Genomic DNA, 20,551 nt, shown 5'->3' on the forward strand with positions numbered 1-20,551 from the left:
ATGAAACCAGACCTGTCTTCTCTCTGGCAGCAATGCCTTTTACAGCTTCAAGACCAAATTTCACTAACAGATTTTAGTACGTGGTTACGTCCTTTGCAGGCCGATTTTAATACGCCAAATAGTATTATTTTATATGCTTCTAATGTTTTCATTAAACAGAAAGTGGATGAAAGCTATCTAGAACAATTAACTAAGATCGCACAAGAATTGAGTGGTAATAGTGACTTAGTCGTACAGGTTAGAGTGGGGGTGAAACCTGAGGAAAAAACTGTTCAACAAGGTATTAATCAAACAGCAGTAACAGAGGATAAAGTAGGAAGCAAGCCACAGATGGTAGTGCGTTCTTATTTGAACCCAAAACATGTGTTTGAAAACTTTGTAGAAGGTAAATCAAACCAATTAGCTCGTGCAGTGGCGCAAAAAGTGGCTGATAATCCAGGGGAAACAAGCTCAAATCCGCTTTTTCTTTATGGTGGTACAGGTTTAGGTAAAACTCACTTATTACATGCAATAGGTAACGGTATCTTAGCTAATAAACCGAATGCGAGAGTGCTTTACATCCATGCAAATAACTTTATTCAACAGCTTATCAATGCGATTCGTGATAATAAAATGGATGAATTTAAAAAATTCTACCGCTCTTTAGATGCATTGTTAGTAGATGATATTCAATTCTTTGCGGAAAAAGAAAAAACGCAAGAGGAGTTTTTCCATATTTTCAATAATTTATTTGATGCTGGTCGTCAGATTATTTTGACATCGGATCGTTATCCGAAAGAAATTGAAAAGTTAGAAGAGCGCCTAAAATCACGCTTTGGTTGGGGATTAACAACAGCAATTGAGCCACCTGAACTTGAAACTCGTGTAGCAATTTTATTGAAGAAAGCGGAAGAGAAAAATATTCATTTACCTGAAGAAGTAGCCTTTTTTATTGGTCAGAAACTACGTACTAATGTGCGCGATTTAGAAGGTGCGTTAAATCGTGTTGGTGCAAATGCAGAATTTATGGGAGCGCCAATAACCATTGATTTTGTACGCGAAACCTTAAAAGATATGTTAGCGTTACAAGATAAATTGATTACTGTTGAAAATATTCAGAAAACGGTAGCTGAATATTACCGCATTAAAGTATCTGATTTAAAAGGAAAAAGTCGTTCACGCTCAATTGCACGACCAAGACAGCTTGCAATGGCGCTGTCAAAAGAATTAACTAACCGCAGTTTGCCAGAAATTGGTAAAAGTTTTGGTGACAAAGATCATACGACTGTATTACATGCTTGTCGTAAAATTGCAGAACTCAGAGAGCAAGAACATTCTTTGGAAGAAGATTGGTCAAATTTAATCCGTACACTATCTGTGTAAAAAGGGGAAAATATGCAGTTTATTGTTTCAAGAGAAAATTTATTAAAGCCATTGCAACAAGTGTGCGGTGTGTTAAGTAGCCGTCCAAATATACCAGTGCTTAATAATGTGCTATTACAAATTAATGGCGATTGTTTAGTCATTACTGGTACAGATTTAGAAGTTGAGCTTTCAACTCAAAGTGCTTTATTAAGTACTGACGTAAAAGGTAATTTCACTATTCCTGCGAAGAAGTTTTTAGATATTTGCCGCAGTTTGCCTGAAAATGCTGAGATCTCTGTGAGTTTTGAAGAAGATCGTGCGATTGTGAAATCGGGACGTAGTAAATTTAATTTATCCACATTGCCTGCGGAAGAGTATCCAAACTTAACTGATTGGCAGTCAGAAGTGGATTTTACGATTGAGCAAAGCACGTTGCGTCGCTTGATTGAAGCGACTCAGTTTTCAATGGCAAACCAAGATGCTCGTTATTTCTTAAATGGAATGAAGTTTGAAACGGAAGGCAATTTATTGCGTACCGTAGCGACTGACGGCCACCGTTTAGCAGTTTGCACCATCGCATTAGAGCAAGATTTACAGACCCATTCTGTAATTTTACCTCGTAAAGGTGTATTGGAATTAGTGCGTTTGTTAGAAAATACAGATTTACCGGCGCGTTTACAAATTGGTACGAATAATTTGCGTATCGAATTGGGTAATATTATTTTCACTTCAAAATTGATCGATGGTCGTTTTCCTGATTATCGTCGTGTGTTGCCACGTAATGCAACACGTATTTTAGAAGCGGATTGGGACGTGTTAAAACAAGCGTTTGTGCGTGCAGCGATTTTATCGAATGAACGTTTCCGTAGTGTTCGTTTACAATTAAGTGAAAATCAGTTAAAAATCACGGCAACCAACCCTGAGCAAGAGGTTGCAGAAGAAATTATTGATGTGTCTTACATTGGAGAAGAAATGGAAGTAGGTTTTAACGTGAGTTACATTTTAGATGTGTTGAATGCGTTAAAATGCCAACGTGTGCGTATGCGCTTGACTGATGCATCTTCAAGTTGCTTAATTGAAGACTGTGAAGATGCAAGCGCTGAATATGTTATTATGCCAATGCGTTTATAATTTATTTTTTCGTGTATGGCAATTTCTCGTTTACTGATTGAGAATTTTCGTAATTTAACAGCCGTTGATCTTGAATTTGATCGCGGCTTTAACTTTTTAGTAGGTAATAACGGTAGCGGTAAAACCAGTTTGCTGGAAGCTATTTTCTATCTCGGCCACGGTCGCTCTTTCAAAAGTGCGGTCAGTAATCGCATAATTTCTTACGAACAACCTCATTTTATTCTTCACGCCAAAATTCAAGAACAAAACCACCAATGGTCTGTTGGTCTACAAAAGTTACGTCAGGGTAATTCCCTCGTTAAAGTCAATGGTGAGGATGGCAATAAAATTTCGGATCTTGCCCATTTGTTACCAATGCAGTTAATTACACCCGAGGGCTTGATCTTATTGAATGGGGGGCCAAGTTATCGTCGTGCGTTTTTGGATTGGGGATTATTTCATCATCATAATCATTTCCATTTAGCGTGGGTAAACTTAAATCGCCTTTTAAAGCAACGTAATGCGGCATTACAACAAGTAACACATTATTCTGAGCTTGAAATTTGGGATCGTGAGCTAGTCAAATTAGCTCAACAAGTGAGTGAATGGCGAAAAGAATATGCGGAAGCATTACGCCCTGAAATTGAGCAAACTTGTCGATTATTTTTACCTGAATTAGAGATTAGTGTGAGTTTTCATCAAGGTTGGGAGAAGGATCGTGATTATGCAGAGTTATTAGCCACTAACTTTGAACGTGATCGTGCTATTGGTTATACGGTTTCAGGACCACAAAAAGCAGATTTTCGTTTTAAAGCCAATGGGTTACCAGTGGAAGATGTGCTTTCTCGTGGGCAATTAAAATTATTGATGTGTGCTTTGCGTTTGGCGCAAGGGGAGCATTTAATGAAGCAAAAACAACGCCATTGTTTATTCTTGATTGATGATTTTGCTTCCGAGCTTGATGAACATAAGCGTGCACTTTTGGCAGAACGCTTGAAACAAAGTGGCTCACAGGTGTTTGTGACTGCAATTACTGAATCGCAGTTAAAACAAATGCAGCCAGAAAAACACCGCACTTTTCGGGTGGAGAATGGCTGCATTTCTGTGCTTTGATCTTATTTTTGGCTACATACCGCAATAAAATTCAATTTATCTTTTGGATCATTAAATGTTTTGAACATTTTTTTAAACTGTTTGCGATTTTCTGACTTCAATGCGTTTTTAATGATTTTGAATGTGCCAAGAACGCCTTCATCGTAAATCAACCCTTTTGGAGAAAGTAAGGTCATTTCACCTGAATAAGTCTCCACATTGCGGAAACCACATTCACTAAATAAATTTTTCCAGCCTTCTTTTGTGAGAGGAGTTACTGTCACATTAATTGCATCACGAATATTTTCTAAGATTTGTTGCTGGTTATCAGTGACTAACATCACATCGTGTGTAAGTAAGAAACCGTTGGGTTTTAATACACGTAAATATTCTGCAATAGCTTTTTTTTTGGCTTCGATAGGCAACATTGTTAACATTGCTTCATTCACAACAATATCAAAACTATTGTCAGGAAATGGTAATTTCATTGCATTTGCACGTTGTACGTGAATGAGGTCTTGTAGCCCTTCATTGACGATATTCTCTTTTGCTTTTTCTAGTGCGTGTTCGTCTAAATCAACACCTTCAATATGACAACCATATTGTTTTGCTAAACCAATGGCGGTTGTTCCCATATTACAGGCAACCTCAAGCACTTTTTTATCTGCACTAAAATCACCATTTGCGATAAGCCAATCAGTGGCTCTTTTACCGCCTGGACGCAAACGGGTTTTCCCTAAACGAGCGAGAAAATTGTGTCCAACTTCTTCTTTACTCATAGTTTACTCCTTAAGGTTAGTCAATTTTCCTTTAGCTTATCATTTTCAAATGAAAATAAGAATGATAATTAGTCTATTATTTTTAAATAAAAAATGCGGTCATAATTGACCGCACTTTCCTGATATTAAAATAGATTATCTTGTACCATAAACGACAATGGTTTTGCCGTGTGCAGAAATCAAATGTTGATCTTCTAGCATTTTTAGGATTCGTCCGACAGTTTCACGAGAGCATCCCACCATTTGCCCAATTTCTTGACGAGTAATTTTAATTTGCATTCCATCAGGGTGAGTCATCGCTTCGGGCATTTTTGCTAGATTTAATAAGGTCTGTGCAATACGCCCTGTTACATCTAAGAATGCTAAGTTACTCACTTGTCTGGAGGTGTTTTGTAGGCGACGTGCTAGTTGTGCTGATAAATGCATTAAAATTTCAGGGTTTACTTGGATAAGTTGACGGAATTTTTTATAAGAAATTTCAGCAATTTCACAAGGGCTTTTAGCTTTAATCCACGCAGAACGTAGCTGGCCTTCGTCGAAAAGACCTGCTTCACCAAAAAAATCACCTTGACTTAGATAAGTTAAGATCATTTCTTTACCATCTTCGTCTTTTACTAACACTGCAACTGATCCTTTAATGAGATAATACAGTGTTTCGGCTTTTTCTCCTGCATGAATTAACGTGCTCTTTGACGGATATTTATGAATGTGGCAATGAGATAAAAACCATTCCAACGTAGGATCCATTGAGAGTGTTGACTGTATTTGTTCTTGCATGGAAGACCTCCATAATTACATTTTCCGACAAAGTAAAAATTATTTTAAAAAATCCATTTTATCTTTTATATCGATAGATTCGTGCAGTTCTGACCAAACTATTACGGCACTTCCTTTTTGTATTTTTAATCGTAAGTTTTCTTTTTTTTGTTCTAAGGAAAGTTCTTGTGAACCATAATCCGTTCCTTCACGTAGGATAAAACTTTCTATGATGTTATCTAAAGTTTCACTTTCCAATTCTTGCCAAGGAATGAGCATATTTTCACCTAAATTGATTAATTATGCAAATAAGGTTTCTAACAAGCGCCATTGCTGCTCAAAACCTTGGTTTGGTGCGTGACGAAAATTAGAACGTACATAGCGCATAAATTGCCCTTCACAGACATTTACAAGGTGAGATGCAAGTATGCGTTCATCATACGCAAAAGATCGTCCTTCTCGTAGTTTACGCATTTGTAAAATGTTCACAAATTGTAGCTCTAAGCGATCGAAGAACTGTGCGACTCTGGCTTGTAATTGGGCTTCTTCAAACATCAATGCGTGACCTGTCAATATGCGTGTTAGGCCGGGATTCTTACGGGCAAAATCTAAAATCATCTGCAAAATGTTATGCACACGTGTTTGCGTATTGGTTTCATTTTTGACAACTTGACTAATGCGTGTGAAAAGATGGCTTTCAAGGTTGTCTATGAGAGCCTCAAACATTTTGGTTTTACTTGGGTAATAACGATAGAGCGCTGCTTCTGATACTCCGACTTCCTCGGCAATACGTGCGGTTGTCATACGTTCCATTCCACGTTCAGAATGGAGCATATGAGTCAGTACAGTAAGAACTTGTTGGCGTCTTTCCTTGAGGCTACGTTTTACTGGTTGTTGCATATTTAGTTTTTACCTGAATGTCCAAACCCACCTTCGCCACGATCTGTTTGTTCAAACTCGCTTACGATATTAAATTCTGCTTGTACGACAGGTACAAAAACGAGCTGTGCAATACGATCGCCAACTTCTACTTTAAATGGCTCTGTGCTACGGTTCCACATTGATACCATCAATGGGCCTTGATAATCTGAATCAATTAAGCCCACTAAATTGCCTAATACAATCCCATTTTTATGACCTAAACCAGAACGAGGTAAAATCACCGCCGCTAAGTTTGGATCGCCGATATAAATGGATAAACCCGTAGGGATTAATTTGGTTTCACCTGGTTGTAATTCAAAACCTTCGTCAATACAAGCACGCAAATCTAAGCCCGCTGAACCGCTAGTGGCATAAGCAGGAAGAGGAAATTGGCTACCAATACGTTGGTCGAGAATCTTTACATCGATTTTTTTCATTTGAGTATCCTTTACAGATTATTTGGATTGACGAAAACGGTCAAAAATGTGTTTAACTACTTGTTTTGCTATATTTTTCTTATCATCTAACTCTAATATAATGTTGCCATTTCGCCAGAATAAGTGAAGGCTGTTTTGATCTTTACCAAAGACTTTCCCGCTGGACACATCGTTTGCACAAATCATATCTAAATTTTTGCGTTGTAATTTATCTTGCGCATATTGCTCAATATTTTGCGTTTCAGCTGCAAATCCCACGGTAAAAGGGCGTTTAGATTGTAAATGAGCTACATCAGCAATAATGTCAGGATTTTTGATTAATGTGAGTGTGATCTCATCACTCGATTTTTTGATTTTTTGTTCTGCTACTTGAGTAACACGATAATCGGCAACTGCTGCACAGCCAATAAATATTTGATTTTCGACCGCACTTTTGAGTGCTTGTTGATGCATTTCTTGTGCGGAAGTCACATCAATTCGATGTACATTTGCCGGTGTTGCTAAATTAACAGGGCCTGAAATTAGGGTGACATTTGCACCACGTTCAGAAAAGGCTTGAGCAATCGCAAAGCCCATTTTGCCAGAACTGTGGTTACTTATATATCGCACTGGGTCAATAGCTTCTTGTGTTGGTCCCGCAGTAATTACGACGGATAGGCCCTTCATATCCTGCTTCTGAGCAAAAAGATCTTCAAGTGAGGCATAAATTTCTTTTGGTTCGGACATACGTCCAAATCCCATATCTCCGCAAGCTTGCTCACCTGAGTTTGGACCAACAAACCGATACCCTCTATTTGAAAGTGCGGTTAAATTTTGTTGAGTTATGCTTTGGGCAAACATCTGTTGGTTCATTGCTGGTGCAAGAAGAATGGGGGCTGCTGTAGCTAGACAAATCGTAGCAAGCAAATCATTCGCCATTCCGACAGTCAATCGAGCGAGAAAATCAGCACTTGCGGGTACAATCACAATCGCATCTGCCCATTTGGCAAGTTCAATATGCCCCATTGCGAGCTCTGCTTGAGGATCTAATAAGGAATGCGAAACAGCGTTGCCTGAAATGGCTTGTAAGGTTAATGGTGTGACAAATTCAGCTGCTGCTGGTGTGAGAACAACACGCACTTCAGCGTGACTTTTACGTAATAAGCGAATGAACTCAATGGCTTTATAAGCGGCAATACCACCTGTGATACCCACGATAATGCGTTTGTGTTGAAGAATTGTCATTGTGAATCCTTGCGCTGAATTTTTACACAAAATAACTAAGGGGACTATTCTACTTTAATTTTGTGCAATAAAGAATGGTATTTTTGCGATCCTCTTTCCAAAACTAGCCAGACTCTTTTGGCAAAGTAAGAAAATTTTGCTTCACTTTTATTTTTTGTATTGAATAGGGTGTTATATGTCAGAACATCATTCGTTGATGCCACGAGAAAAGTTGCTTACATTTGGGGCAAACACATTAACAGACAGTGAGTTACTCGCTATTTTTTTACGCACAGGGATAAAGGACTGCCCTGTAATGCAATTATCGACTAAGGTACTTGATCATTTTGGATCTTTACGTGGACTTCTTTCAGCAAACCAACAGTCTTTTTGCCAAGTAAAAGGTATTGGTATTACTCAGTTTATTCAGCTACAAGCTTGTATCGAAATGACGAAACGTTACTTACAAGAAGAATTACATCAAATGCAGGTGTTTGATAATCCCAACAGTGTCAGATTATATTTACAAGCATCATTACAACATAAAGAAAGGGAAGTTTTCCTTGTCCTTTTTTTAGATAATCAACAGCGTTTAATTAAACAAGAAGAAATGTTTTTAGGTACTATTAATATGGCAACTGTTCATCCTAGAGAAATCATAAAAGCGGCATTATATTGTAATGCGGCAGCGTTGATCCTTGCGCATAACCATCCTTCGGGTATTGCGGAGCCGAGTGAATCAGATAAACGTATTACGCAAAAAATTAAAAATGTAGCAGAATTAATGGAGATCCGCATTTTGGATCATTTTATCATTGGTAAAGGTTGTTATACCTCTTTTGCTGAAAATGGACTGCTATAAAATTTTCCGCTACAATCCTTCGTTGTTGTGCAAAATATTTGCATTTATTTGGTGAAATGTTGTATTTAGTCTTGAGAATAAAACATAAAGTGAGTATAATTCACCACCTTTAATATAGTATGCGGGTCGGTTACAGCGACCTGACGAGGTAGCTATCAAAATTACCATTTATTTAATTTTGAAGTAATCCGAACCCTAAGCTCGAGCTTATATTTGATTTATTGGAGATTAATATGTCTAGAGTCTGTCAAGTAACAGGCAAGCGTCCGGCAGTTGGTAACAACCGCTCACACGCAATGAATGCGACTAAACGTCGTTTCTTACCAAACCTTCATACCCACCGTTTCTGGGTTGAAAGCGAAAAACGTTTCGTAACTTTACGCTTAACTGCGAAAGGTATGCGTATCATCGATAAAAAAGGCATTGATGCAGTTTTAGCTGATATCCGTGCTCGTGGCGAGAAAATCTAAGGAGCTAAAAAATGGCAGCTAAAGGACCTCGTGAGAAAATCAAATTAGTTTCAACAGCAGAAACTGGTCATTTTTACACTACAACTAAAAACAAACGTAATATGCCTGAAAAAATGGAAATCAAGAAATATGATCCTGTAGTGCGCAAACACGTTGTTTATAAAGAAGCTAAAATCAAATAATTTTAGTAATATTTTGAAAGCCCGACTTTGTTCGGGTTTTTTTATAACAGAAATTTGAGGATCTTATGCCAGAGTTACCGGAAGTTGAAACAACAAAAAATGGGATTAGCCCTTATCTGGAGGGTTTTATCATTGAAAAAATTGTTGTTCGCCAACCAAAATTACGCTGGATGGTGAGTGAAGAATTAAAACAGATTACTCAGCAAAAAGTGACAGGACTGAGTCGCAGAGCAAAATATCTTATTATTCACACAGAACAGTGTTATATCATTGGACATTTGGGTATGTCTGGCTCATTGCGTATTGTATCTCCTCAAGATACGGTCGATAAACACGATCATTTAGATATCGTGATGAACAATGGTAAGATCTTACGTTATAACGATCCTCGTCGTTTTGGTGCGTGGTTGTGGACAGATAATTTAGAAGAATTTCATCTGTTCCTAAAATTAGGACCTGAACCTCTTTCTGAGGAATTTAATGCCGATTACCTTTGGAAAAAAAGTCGCAAAAAACAGACCGCACTTAAAACCTTTTTAATGGATAATGCAGTGGTGGTGGGCGTAGGCAACATTTACGCCAACGAAACTTTATTTTTATGTGGATTACACCCTGAAAAAGCAGCAGGAAGTCTCACGAAAGCACAATGTTCACAACTTGTTGAGCAAGTCAAACAAGTACTAACAACTGCAATCCAGCAAGGTGGCACAACTTTAAAAGATTTCTTACAACCTGACGGACGTCCAGGCTATTTCTCACAAAAATTGTTAGTATATGGCAACAAAGACAAACCTTGTCCAAAGTGCGGTACAAAAGTTGAAAGTTTAATGATAGGACAACGGAATAGTTTCTATTGCCCTAAATGTCAGAAGAAATAAACCTATTTTACTAGCCAATCGGGATTAATCTGTGTAGGTGACAGTTCATTTATATTTTCTTTATAAAAAAGAATATGTGTGTCTGCTTGGCTTTTTGGCTGCCAGTTCGTAAAATTGGCTTTTTCTTTCTTATAGAATGCAATGATAGGTTTATTAAAACCTGATGCGATATGAACAGTTGATGTATCTGGTGAAATTAGCTGATCACAATATTTAATAAGCTCTATTGTATGGAATATATTTTTAGTTGGATATAAAAAAACGCTACTCTGTTGACTTATTGTTTCTTTCAGAGTTTCATATATGCTAGGGTAGTTGAGCAATATAATAGGCTTATTATTAGTTATTGTACTTATTCTTGATAAGAATGCTTTAATATTTTCATTATTAAATCTTCTCGAACTAGATGCGCCATGAAAATTTATAGCAATATAATTTTGTAGTCTATTTTCTCTTAAGAATTGAGCGATTTCAGTTGCACTTTGATTATCAAATGGAACATCGTAACTTATATCTTTCACCGGAATATTCGCTTTCTCTAAAGCTAATTGATATAACTCAGAAAAGTGAAATTCTCCTTCAAGATTAATGTTGAATAGACCATAATTTGCTTTTTGGTAGCCAATATAATTTTTAGCATTAATTAAACGTAGAAGTAATAAGTCACGGTTACGAATCATTACTGTTGGATCTATAACAAGATCGTATTTTTCTTTAGCTACGCTCAAGCCACATTTAATATAGTTAATAATGCTTCTTTGCTTTACATAGTAAAGTTGGTCAATATACTGATTTTGCTGAAAAAGGTAAGCATTTTTCTTAGTACAAATCACCCCTATTTTGATTTGAGGGTTAAATTTTTTAATTTCGCGAAAGACAAATGAGCTGACAATATAGTCACCAATTTTTCCATCTTGACGTAGAAATAAGATGCTTTTTATAGCTTTTTCAGCTTGATGTGGAGCTATTTTTTTATCAAAAAAAACAGCTCCAATTTGTAATCGTAGATGGCGTAATTTGTCTTTGATTTTCATCTTAACGAGGTTCCATTGCATCTATTTCAGAAATAGTTCCTTTGAATACGCAAGGAGGTTCTACTCCATAAGCCTTAAGTTTAGTTAACTGTAATGCACCAGTTAAGTAGTCTGCAGGCATTCGAAGCGGATAAGCTACCTTGAGTAGTTTTTGTGCTCCAGATAATGTGATTAAATATGCTGTTGCACATATAATGACACGCTTAGAGTTTTTGGAAGGTCTTCTATAATGTACTAACCTGTAATTTTCAGATATAGTTTTTCTCCAACAATAGCTTTTGGCCTTACCATGATCATAAAAGATAATTTCAGTATTATCTGGACTTTTTCTGATAGAGTCTTTAACAAGTGATTCGAAAACTTGTGATACAATAGCATCATCTTCCAGAATGATTGCTTTTTCTATCTTATTTTGAACAATCATTTCATAAATTGATAAGTGGCTTAGAGCACAGCCAACTTCTCCTATAGTTAATGGTTTACGGCTATTAAATCGTTTGAGATAAAATTCATAATCAACTTTATTTAATTCATCTTGTGTAAGCTCTTTTCCATTAATTCCATCAATGAATCTAAAGTTTAAGTTTAAACCATTTAAACGTTGAGAAATAACATCTCGTCTAGGTGATCCTTTTAAGCTAATCACGAAGATTGGTGGCATTTGTTCCATACTTTAACCCTTTTATACCCCTATATAGAATTAAACCCTGTAAAAAACAGGGTTTAATTCTATTCCGTCAACTTATTTTGTGCTTGGAATGCTGAAACGTTTGTTGAAGCGTTCTACACGACCACCAGTATCAACAACACGTTGTTTACCCGTGTAGAATGGGTGGCAGTTTCCACAAACGTCTAAGTTTAAATCTTTACCCACTGTTGAGCGAGTTTTAATTACGTTACCGCAAGAACAAGTTGCTGTAACTTCCACATAATTAGGGTGAATACCTTGTTTCATAGAAAACCTCAAATTGAAGCCACGCCGCTATCAAGCTCAAAACCGACACCGCGTGTAGTTAATATTACGCCAAAAGGCAGTTTGTATGTAAGATGGCGAATTGTACAAAAAAAGCGATAAAGTTGCAAGTCCGATGGGACTGGGGTTGATAGACAAGTTTCGTGTCAAATGATATATTTTGTCATGTTATATTCAATTAAGATGAATTTTATGAGTTTATTAAAAAACTATGTGATCAGTCTTTCTAGCGCAACAGATCGTAGAAAGCACATTTTGGAAGAATTTTATCAACATAATATTCCTTTCCTCTTTTTTGATGCATTAAGCCCTTCTTTAGAGTTCAACCAATTAGTTGAACAGCTTATACCAAATCTATCACGATGTAATTTAACTAATGGAGAAAAAGGCTGCTTGATGAGCCATTTATCATTGTGGCATAAGTGTGTTGAGGAAAATTTGCCATATATCGGAGTTTTTGAGGATGATATTCTCTTAGGTAAAGATGCGGAGGAATTTCTCGCTAGTGATGAGTGGATTCACTCTCGTTTTCAGCATGGCGATAATTTTATTATTCGTTTGGAGACTTTTCTACAGAAAGTATTGTGTGATGCTACAAATATATCTCCTTATTTAGATAGGGATTTTCTCAAATTGAGATCTACTCACTTTGGTACGGCTGGTTATATTATTTCTTTTTCGGCTGCTAAATATTTCTTAAATATTTTTGCAAATATGAAGGAAGATGAGATCGAGCCAATTGATCAACTTATTTTCGATAGATTTTTACCAATGGATAATTTTCAGGTTTATCAGCTTTCACCAGCAATCTGTATTCAGGAGCTACAGGTAAACCAAGAGCATTCTTTGCTTTCTAGTCAGTTAGAGGATGAGAGAATCATAGCGAGGCTAGATAGAGATCGAAAAAGGAAACAGAAGAAAATTAAAGATTTGTTTATACATTTTTTGAAGAAGCCTCAGAGAATGATTGAAAAGAGTAAAAAGAAAAGAATACAGTTAAAAAATAATGAAAATTCTGTAGTAATAGAATTTAAATGATTGGAAATTAAGTTATGCTAGAATTACCTTTAGTTTCAGTTTTGATTTGTGCTTATAATGTTGAAAAATATATTGAAGAATGTATCAATGCAGTAATTAATCAAACATATAAGAATTTAGAAATTATCGTAGTTAATGATGGTTCTTCTGATAATACTTATTTTCTATTAAAACAATTAGCTAAAAAAGATAATCGTATCAAAATATTAAACTTAGAGAATAATGTAGGAATAATATCTGCGTTAAATGAAGGATTAAAAGAAGTTAGTGGTGAGTATATTGCTCGAACTGATTCCGACGATATAACTAAACCTGATTGGATTGAGAAAATATTAACCTGTATGGAAAATGATCCTGAAATTATTGCGATGGGATCTTATCTTACTGTCTTATCGGAAGAAAATAATGGTAGTGTGCTTGCTAATCACCATAAAGATGCGGTTGAATGGAAAAATCCTTTAGAACATAAAGATATAGTGGAAAAAATGTTATTTGGCAATCCCATTCATAATAACTCAATGATAATGAGAAGTAAGATATATACTAAGCATAAATTAATTTATGATTTAGATTATCCTTATGCTGAAGATTATAAGTTTTGGTTGGAAGTGAGCAGAATTGGTAAATTAGCGAATTACCCTGAATCTCTAGTCTATTATAGATTGCACCATAATCAAACATCTTCTATTCATCATGATCAACAAGAAAGAATTAGTAAAAAACTACGATTGGAAGCTCTTAATTATTATTTAAAAGCTCTTGGTATTGATTACTGCTTACCTGAGAAATTTTTATTCAAAGATATAGCCACATTACATGAAATATTTTATAAAAATGGGGCTTTACAAGAAAATATAATAAAACGTATCATCTACGAATGTTATCTTTCTTTGACTGAATATCATTATAAAGATATTTATTGTTTTTTAATAAGTGAGAATAATTGTTTTTCTATCAAGGAGAGGTTTAAAATTATAAAGAAGTTCCTTCGTCCAAGTAAATATTCATCTACTTATTAGAATGATTTTTATTTCAAAGTGGATTGGTTAATATTTAATGATAAAGTATTTTATAAATATATTATGAAATTTCTTCTATATTACAATCTAAATGTGTGGAAATGAATTTATGTTAAATGAACCTTTGGTCTCAGTTTTGATTTGCGCTTATAATGTTGAAAAATATATTGAAGAATGTATAAATGCAGTAATTAATCAAACATATAAGAATTTAGAAATTATCGTAGTTAATGATGGTTCTTCTGATAATACTTTATCAAAACTTCATTCACTTTCTAAAAAAGACACTAGAATTAAGATTATTAATAACTCTAAAAATTTAGGTTTTATTAGTTCCTTAAATATAGGTATTGAACATGTAAGTGGAGATTACATTGCGAGGACGGATGCGGATGATATTACTAAGCCTGATTGGATTGAAAAAATTTTAGGTTATTTGGAAAAGGAAAAACATATCATTGCTATGGGGTCTTATATCCAAGTTTTATCGGAACAAGGTAATGGCAGTAACCTTTCTAATTATTATGCAGATGGGCAGATATGGAAAAATCCAACAGAACATAAGGATATTTTTGAGCAAATGTTATTTAGAAATCCTATTCATAATAACTCTATGATTATGCGGAGTAGTATTTTTAAGCATTATGGCTTGAGATTTGATAGCTCTTATAAACATACGGAAGACTACAAGTTTTGGTTGGATGTTAGCAGACTTGGCGATTTAGCAAATTATCCCGAGCCTTTAGTTTATTATAGATTCCACTCTAATCAAACATCCTCATTGCATAATGAGTATCAGAACTTAATGGCTAAAAAGATTCGGCGCATCGCTATAAATTATTATTTATTAGATCTTGGTGTAGAGGGCTATGTTGGGGATACACACTCTTTTGAGGATGTAGTTAAAATTCAGTCCCAACTATCTCACCTAAATTTGCTAAAAAATGATATAGTCAGAAAAATAATATATGACTTGTATTTTTCTTTAGAGAGTTATTCTTTTTTTTATATATTTAATTTCATATCTAATAAAGATAATTATATTTTTTCTAGAAAACAGAAAATTAAAATTATAAAAAAAATGATTAGACCTTATAAATACCATTCACCTTTGTGAGCGTTTTATGAATATTCTTTTTTCTTCAGATGATAAATATGCTTATCATCTTATGGTAAGTATAAAAAGCATTTTGAGTTTTAATGATAAATGCATAAATTTTTACGTGTTTGATCTAGGTATTAGCACAGAAAATAAGAATATAGCTTTACAAATATTGAATTCATCAAAAAGCAATATAATTTTTATTCCAGTTGATATAAATGATTTTAAAAACTTTCCTGAGAATATAGGATATATATCATTAGCAACTTATGCAAGATTGAAAGCAGTTGATTATTTGCCTACTGATCTTAACAAGATTATTTACTTAGACGTTGATCTCTTGGTGTTTGATGATTTGACTCCATTATGGGAAATTAATATTGAAAAATATGGAGTTGCAGCTTGTTTTGACTCATTTATTGAATATGAGAGACCAGAACATAAGTATACAATCTCTTTATCTCGCCAAAATTATTATTTTAATGCTGGTGTAATGATTTTTAATTTGGATCTTTGGAGAGAAATTGATGTATTTAATAGATCTTTAGATTGGCTAGCGAAGTATGGAGAAAAAGCAATATATCAAGATCAAGATATTTTAAATGGTATTTTTAAAAATAATGTATATTATTTAGATTGCAGATTTAACTTTATGCCTAACCAACTTGAGAGAATTAAGAAGTATCGTTCAGGAAAATTAGATATCTTAGATGATATAGAAAAAACAACTATGCCTGTTGCTATTTCTCATTTTTGCGGACCAGAAAAACCTTGGCACTCTGATTGCCATCATTTTAAAATGCATTATTATTATATTTTATTATCTAAAATAAAATATATTAAAGGTGCTAAATTACCTATTATTCTTTTTATTCGTTCAGTAATTAGGGATTTTAAACGTAAGTTAAAATATAATGTTTATTAATTTTTTATAGTATTTAAAATTTTTATTAATGATAGTTTAATATCATCAAAATGGAAAGGACTCACCGCAAGGTCTAATTTATTCTTGTAATCATTATATTCTCGTCCATCTTTAAGGATGGATAATGTCTTTTGTATAAAAGCTTGTTCATTTTTTAATGGGATTAGAGCTCCAAATTCTCCATCATTTAGTATCTCTTTTGGTCCGGTTGGACAATCCATTGAAATAACAGGAACACCGCATACCATGCTTTCAATAAGAACTGTAGGCAAACCTTCTTTAAGTGAAGTGCTTAAAAATAGTTTTGCTCTTTTCATAAAAGGGTATGGGTTATTTTTATTACCTAATAAAATACAGTGTTCTGACAAATTTAATTCTTTGATATACTCTTCAATTTTACTTCGATATTCCCCATCTCCGATTATATAAAGTTTTTCTGTTACACCTCGCTTTCTAAGTTGATAATAAATATTAATCATCTGTATGTGATTTTTATTTTCATCTAATCTGGATACGTTAATTAAATAATCTTTATCCATAAAATCAAGGTCAAAGTTAGCTTTTTCTTGAATAAGATTTATATCAATAGGGTTATATAACATTTGAACTTGTTCTGGCTGAATGCCATAATTGCTTAATATTTCTTGTGAGCTTTTTTGCATTTCTCTATTGATAGCAAAAAAATAAGTATGTTGAGGTAATATGTTCTTATAGTATTCTCTATCTCTTTCCCAGCAATCTAAATGTGCTTGACCATGAATCCAACGGAAAAGTGGATAGTTGATTTTATGTTCCCTAAGAAAAATATCTAAGTGCGAGTTAAAATTTATGACGAGATCGATAGGTGTGTTGTGTAAATAATGCCCTATTCTTTCTATAATTTTTTCATTAGTTTTTCTGTATTGATATTTATAATATTTTCTGAAAAGACTTTTGTTTTGAATTTCATTTTCTGATTTAGCATATTTTTCTGATTCTTTTGTATTCAAAATGAATTGAATATTAATATTTTTATTAATATCTTCGATATTTATATTCTTTTCCCCTCTATTTTCTAATAAAAGTAAAGTGATGTTTAAGTTTTCAACAGAAGATAATAAATTTAAATAATTGATCAAAATTCTTTCAGCACCACCGGTGACTAAACTTTTGTGTACAAAGGTTATATTCATTTATACTATATCTCTTGCTAGATATGTAAGATATTTATGGTTGTTACTATTGTGCATTAGATAAAAAAATATCACAATAATTCAACATTTAATTTTTAACTCAGACTATGCAACTCATCCGTGTGGCACTAGCAGTGCCGTTATTTCGTTTTTTTGATTATCTTTTACCTACTGATTTAAAAGCTGTGATTGGTGGGCGGGTTGTTGTGCCTTTTGGAACGCAGAAAAGAGTTGCTATTGTGGTGGATTTCCCTACTGAGTCGGAGATTGACCCGAAACAGTTAAAGGCGGTTGTTGAGGTATTAGATAACGAAAGCTTATTTAACACAGAAACTTGGAAGTTGTTGCACTGGGCTTCGAGCTATTACCAGACAGCATTAGGTGAAGTGTTGTTTCAAGCGTTACCAGTGAAATTGCGTCAGGGGGAAAGTGCGGTAGAAAAAAGTAAAATTTTTTGGAAATTGACCGCACTTGGTGAGCAAGCATTTGCTCAACAGTTTGAAACAGGCGAATTTAAACACGCTAAGAAACAACTTGAAGTGCTCCATACTCTTTTACAAATGCCTTTAGAAAAGGGCAATAATCCTTTTAGTGCTGCAATTTTTTCTACTCTTAAACAAAAAGCTTTTATTGATGAAGTGGAAGTTGCACCAATTGCACAAATGTGGCTGGAAAGTTTAGGGGATTTGCCAATCACGAATGCTGAAAATCGTTTAACGTTTAATAAACAGCAGGCATTAGCGTTTAGCCAGCTAACATTTCAGCAGGGTTTTTCTGCTTGGCTGTTAGATGGTGTAACGGGATCTGGTAAGACCGAAATTTATTTGCAGTTTATTGAAGAAGTATTGAAAAAAGGTCAGCAAGTGTTGGTTCTGGTGCCTGAAATAGGTTTAACTCCTCAGACAGTACAGCGTTTTCGCATGCGTTTTAATGTGGTGATTGATGTGTTACATTCCAACGTGAATGACACTCAACGATTAAATGTATGGCAACGAGCAAGAACGGGTCAGAGTGCGATCGTTATCGGAACAAGATCAGCCCTGTTTACGCAATTTTCAGATCTTGGCTTAATTGTGATTGATGAAGAGCACGATGCCTCATTTAAACAGCAAGATAGTTTCCGTTATCACGCGCGTGATCTGTCATTGGTGTTGGCAAAACAATTGAATATTCCGGTTTTAATGGGATCGGCTACGCCAAGTTTGGAAAGTCTTAATAATGTCAAAAATGGTAAATATCGCCATATTGTCTTATCAAAAAGAGCGGGAAATTCGACCGCACTTCGCCATTCTGTGATTGATTTAAAACAGCAAACCGTACACAACGGCTTGTCAGAACGTTTGTTGAAACAAATGGAAGTGCATTTGCAAAAAGGCAATCAGGTTTTACTGTTTTTAAATCGTCGTGGGTTTGCGCCTGTAATGTTATGCCACGAATGTGGGTGGATGGCGGAATGTCATCACTGCGAAAAGCCTTATACCTATCATCAACATCAACGTGCTTTACGTTGTCATCATTGTGCTTCTCAAAAGCCAATTCCTATGCAATGTGGACATTGTGGATCTACGCATTTAATTACGACGGGGCTGGGTACAGAGCAGTTAGAACAGACATTGGCAGAGTATTTTCCACAGTACCAAATTACACGAATTGACCGCGACAGTACAGCAAGTAAAGGTAAGTTAGAGAGATATTTATCAGATATTCAGCAAGGTAAAAGCCAGATTTTAATTGGTACGCAAATGTTGGCGAAAGGTCACCATTTCCCTGATGTGACATTAGTGGCGTTGGTGAATGTGGATAGTGCATTGTTTTCCGTTGATTTCCGTGCAGAAGAGCGTTTAGCACAGTTGTATGTGCAGGTGGCTGGTAGAGCAGGAAGAATGGAAAAGCAAGGCGAAGTAGTGTTACAAACGCATTATCCTGATCACCCGCTTTTACAAACTTTACTCATACAAGGCTACGACAAATTTGCGGAGCAAGCCTTGCAACTTCGACAGAATATGGGGCTACCGCCTTTTAGTGCACAGGCGTTGTTTAAGGCACAAAGCCGATATTCTGAAGAAGCAGAACAACAGTTACAGAAAATTGCAGATTATTTTTACCAATGGAATGCGACAACCAATAATCAATTGCAGATTTTAGGGCCGATTACTGCACCGTTTAGTAAAAAAGCAGGACAGTTCCGTTGGCAATTGTTATTACAACATCCTTCACGAATGTTGTTACAACAAGCCTTAGCACAATTTCAACAAGCGAATATTGTGACCTCAAGCAAAGTGCGGTGTGTTTTAGATGTGGATCCAATCGATTTAAGTTAGCTTAATTTGAGTTAAAAAGGATTTTTCAGTAAAATTGTTCAGATTTTTTGATTATTTTGAAAAGGTAATATCGTGGCAAGACGCAATCATCCCGCAAGAGGCGGTAGTAAAAAGAAGAAAGGAACAAGTAAAACAGTGCTATTTTTAATTGCAGGTGCTGTGATTGTTGTTTTTGCTTTGGTGTTATTTTTTATGAAAGAAAAAGCACCAGAAGTCGTTGTTCCTAAGGTAGAGAAAACAGCACCGAAAAGCGTATTACCAAATCGTCCAGAAGAAGTGTGGAGTTATATTCAGGCTTTAGAAACTCGCACGGTACCAGTAGATGATAATGCAAAAAATTTAGATAAAAATATGCGCTTAACCGAAGAACAAAAGAAAATTTTGTTAGCAATGGAAAAAGAGCAAAAAGAAGCAGAACAAGCGCGCTTGAAACAACAGGAAGAACGTCAGAAAGCAGAAGAAATGGCGAAGAAAGAAGCCGCACTTTCTACACCTAAAGCTCCTGAAACACCAAAACAAACTAAACCACAAAATACACCGGCAACGGTTGTCGAAGCGAAAGCAAGCGAGTCGAAAAAAGTGGACATTGTAAAAGAAGTGCCAAAAACAGAAACGCCAAAAGCAGAAGTCGTGAAAAAAGTGGAAAAGCCGGTAGAGAAACCTGCTGAAAATCCAGCGCCAATAAAAACGACAACGAACGGAAGACAATATGGTTTGCAATGTGGTGCGTTTAAAAATAAAGCGCAAGCTGATAATTTACAAGCACGCCTTGCTTTAACGGGCTTAAATGCTCGAGTCAATTCAAGTGCCGAATGGAACCGAGTTGTCGTGGGGCCTTTGGGCGATAGAGCCTCTGCGGTTCGAGCGCAAGAAAAAGCAAAATCAGTGATAAATTGTGTTGTTATCGGCATGTAATTAGTTAAAAAAACGTGG

General features: G+C 35.2%; 23 protein-coding genes. 13 read left to right on the forward strand and 10 right to left on the reverse strand.

Annotation, left to right across the window (positions count from 1 at the left end; all coding sequences use genetic code 11):
* From dnaA to recF, 3 genes are read left to right on the forward strand one after another with little or no spacing between them, the layout of a single operon-like run.
* Complete coding sequence (gene dnaA / locus CKV78_RS00005) at positions 1-1,362, forward strand: chromosomal replication initiator protein DnaA (protein ID WP_005765004.1); 1,362 nt, start codon at positions 1-3, stop codon at positions 1,360-1,362.
* Positions 1,363-1,374: 12 nt separating this feature from the next.
* Complete coding sequence (dnaN, locus tag CKV78_RS00010; RefSeq protein WP_005765005.1) at positions 1,375-2,475, forward strand: DNA polymerase III subunit beta; 1,101 nt, start codon at positions 1,375-1,377, stop codon at positions 2,473-2,475.
* Between the two features lie 15 nt (positions 2,476-2,490).
* Positions 2,491-3,567, forward strand: a complete 1,077-nt coding sequence (gene recF / locus CKV78_RS00015; RefSeq protein WP_005765008.1) for a DNA replication/repair protein RecF — start codon at positions 2,491-2,493, stop codon at positions 3,565-3,567.
* Positions 3,568-3,569: 2 nt separating this feature from the next.
* Here the strand turns inward: recF and CKV78_RS00020 are convergent, their stop codons facing one another.
* The 6 genes from CKV78_RS00020 to coaBC all read right to left on the reverse strand — a co-directional run bounded on the left by CKV78_RS00020 (position 3,570) and on the right by coaBC (position 7,663).
* Positions 3,570-4,325, reverse strand: a complete 756-nt coding sequence (locus tag CKV78_RS00020; RefSeq protein ID WP_005765010.1) for a class I SAM-dependent methyltransferase — start codon at positions 4,323-4,325, stop codon at positions 3,570-3,572.
* 135 nt (positions 4,326-4,460) lie between these two features.
* On the reverse strand, positions 4,461-5,102 hold the full coding sequence (gene crp, locus CKV78_RS00025; RefSeq protein ID WP_005765014.1) for a cAMP-activated global transcriptional regulator CRP: 642 nt from the start codon (positions 5,100-5,102) through the stop codon (positions 4,461-4,463).
* 39 nt (positions 5,103-5,141) lie between these two features.
* Positions 5,142-5,360, reverse strand: coding sequence for a YheU family protein (locus CKV78_RS00030; protein ID WP_005765015.1), 219 nt, complete (start codon positions 5,358-5,360; stop codon positions 5,142-5,144).
* Between the two features lie 21 nt (positions 5,361-5,381).
* Positions 5,382-5,981, reverse strand: coding sequence for a nucleoid occlusion factor SlmA (gene slmA / locus CKV78_RS00035; protein ID WP_005765017.1), 600 nt, complete (start codon positions 5,979-5,981; stop codon positions 5,382-5,384).
* A 2-nt stretch (positions 5,982-5,983) separates the two neighbouring features.
* The gene (dut, locus tag CKV78_RS00040; RefSeq protein WP_005765021.1) at positions 5,984-6,439 is read right to left on the reverse strand and encodes a dUTP diphosphatase; all 456 of its coding nucleotides are present in this window, start codon (positions 6,437-6,439) and stop codon (positions 5,984-5,986) included.
* Positions 6,440-6,457: 18 nt separating this feature from the next.
* Entirely contained in the window at positions 6,458-7,663 is a 1,206-nt protein-coding gene (coaBC, locus tag CKV78_RS00045) for a bifunctional phosphopantothenoylcysteine decarboxylase/phosphopantothenate--cysteine ligase CoaBC (RefSeq protein ID WP_005765024.1), read from the reverse strand.
* A 175-nt stretch (positions 7,664-7,838) separates the two neighbouring features.
* Between coaBC and radC the strand changes: the two genes are divergently transcribed.
* The 4 genes from radC to mutM all read left to right on the forward strand — a co-directional run bounded on the left by radC (position 7,839) and on the right by mutM (position 10,034).
* Complete coding sequence (radC, locus tag CKV78_RS00050; RefSeq protein WP_032855667.1) at positions 7,839-8,504, forward strand: RadC family protein; 666 nt, start codon at positions 7,839-7,841, stop codon at positions 8,502-8,504.
* Positions 8,505-8,737: 233 nt separating this feature from the next.
* Positions 8,738-8,974: a 50S ribosomal protein L28 gene (rpmB, locus tag CKV78_RS00055; RefSeq protein ID WP_005717521.1), complete on the forward strand. Its 237-nt coding sequence runs from the start codon at positions 8,738-8,740 to the stop codon at positions 8,972-8,974.
* Between the two features lie 11 nt (positions 8,975-8,985).
* Positions 8,986-9,156, forward strand: a complete 171-nt coding sequence (gene rpmG / locus CKV78_RS00060; protein WP_005733905.1) for a 50S ribosomal protein L33 — start codon at positions 8,986-8,988, stop codon at positions 9,154-9,156.
* A gap of 65 nt (positions 9,157-9,221) precedes the next feature.
* Entirely contained in the window at positions 9,222-10,034 is an 813-nt protein-coding gene (gene mutM / locus CKV78_RS00065) for a bifunctional DNA-formamidopyrimidine glycosylase/DNA-(apurinic or apyrimidinic site) lyase (protein WP_005765027.1), read from the forward strand.
* Positions 10,035-10,036: 2 nt separating this feature from the next.
* On the opposite strand, the gene CKV78_RS00070 is transcribed toward mutM, so the two are convergent.
* The 3 genes from CKV78_RS00070 to rpmE form a co-directional block, all read right to left on the reverse strand.
* Positions 10,037-11,068: a glycosyltransferase family 9 protein gene (locus CKV78_RS00070; protein WP_032855705.1), complete on the reverse strand. Its 1,032-nt coding sequence runs from the start codon at positions 11,066-11,068 to the stop codon at positions 10,037-10,039.
* Position 11,069: 1 nt separating this feature from the next.
* Positions 11,070-11,738, reverse strand: coding sequence for a glycosyltransferase family 25 protein (locus tag CKV78_RS00075; RefSeq protein ID WP_005765032.1), 669 nt, complete (start codon positions 11,736-11,738; stop codon positions 11,070-11,072).
* A 72-nt stretch (positions 11,739-11,810) separates the two neighbouring features.
* The gene (rpmE, locus tag CKV78_RS00080) at positions 11,811-12,023 is read right to left on the reverse strand and encodes a 50S ribosomal protein L31 (RefSeq protein WP_005757276.1); all 213 of its coding nucleotides are present in this window, start codon (positions 12,021-12,023) and stop codon (positions 11,811-11,813) included.
* Between the two features lie 210 nt (positions 12,024-12,233).
* Here rpmE and CKV78_RS00085 point away from each other — a divergent pair, with 210 nt between their 5' ends.
* The 4 genes from CKV78_RS00085 to CKV78_RS00100 all read left to right on the forward strand — a co-directional run bounded on the left by CKV78_RS00085 (position 12,234) and on the right by CKV78_RS00100 (position 16,125).
* Positions 12,234-13,079 carry a glycosyltransferase family 25 protein gene (locus CKV78_RS00085; protein WP_155811620.1) on the forward strand — a complete coding sequence of 282 codons (846 nt, stop codon included), beginning with the start codon at positions 12,234-12,236 and terminating at the stop codon, positions 13,077-13,079.
* Positions 13,080-13,093: 14 nt separating this feature from the next.
* On the forward strand, positions 13,094-14,098 hold the full coding sequence (locus CKV78_RS00090) for a glycosyltransferase family 2 protein (RefSeq protein WP_005765037.1): 1,005 nt from the start codon (positions 13,094-13,096) through the stop codon (positions 14,096-14,098).
* A gap of 109 nt (positions 14,099-14,207) precedes the next feature.
* Positions 14,208-15,215 carry a glycosyltransferase family 2 protein gene (locus tag CKV78_RS00095; RefSeq protein WP_032855668.1) on the forward strand — a complete coding sequence of 336 codons (1,008 nt, stop codon included), beginning with the start codon at positions 14,208-14,210 and terminating at the stop codon, positions 15,213-15,215.
* A gap of 7 nt (positions 15,216-15,222) precedes the next feature.
* Positions 15,223-16,125 carry a glycosyltransferase family 8 protein gene (locus CKV78_RS00100; protein WP_005765044.1) on the forward strand — a complete coding sequence of 301 codons (903 nt, stop codon included), beginning with the start codon at positions 15,223-15,225 and terminating at the stop codon, positions 16,123-16,125.
* Here the strand turns inward: CKV78_RS00100 and CKV78_RS10565 are convergent.
* The gene (locus CKV78_RS10565) at positions 16,122-17,297 is read right to left on the reverse strand and encodes a glycosyltransferase (RefSeq protein ID WP_005765047.1); all 1,176 of its coding nucleotides are present in this window, start codon (positions 17,295-17,297) and stop codon (positions 16,122-16,124) included. The genes CKV78_RS00100 and CKV78_RS10565 overlap by 4 nt on opposite strands.
* A gap of 107 nt (positions 17,298-17,404) precedes the next feature.
* On the opposite strand from CKV78_RS10565, the gene priA reads away from it, so the two are divergent.
* On the forward strand, positions 17,405-19,618 hold the full coding sequence (gene priA, locus CKV78_RS00110) for a primosomal protein N' (protein ID WP_005765049.1): 2,214 nt from the start codon (positions 17,405-17,407) through the stop codon (positions 19,616-19,618).
* Positions 19,619-19,690: 72 nt separating this feature from the next.
* On the forward strand, positions 19,691-20,533 hold the full coding sequence (gene ftsN / locus CKV78_RS00115) for a cell division protein FtsN (RefSeq protein WP_005765052.1): 843 nt from the start codon (positions 19,691-19,693) through the stop codon (positions 20,531-20,533).
* Positions 20,534-20,551 lie beyond the last annotated feature (18 nt).

Source organism: Pasteurella dagmatis (assembly GCF_900186835.1).
In the GTDB taxonomy this organism is placed as follows: domain Bacteria; phylum Pseudomonadota; class Gammaproteobacteria; order Enterobacterales; family Pasteurellaceae; genus Pasteurella; species Pasteurella dagmatis.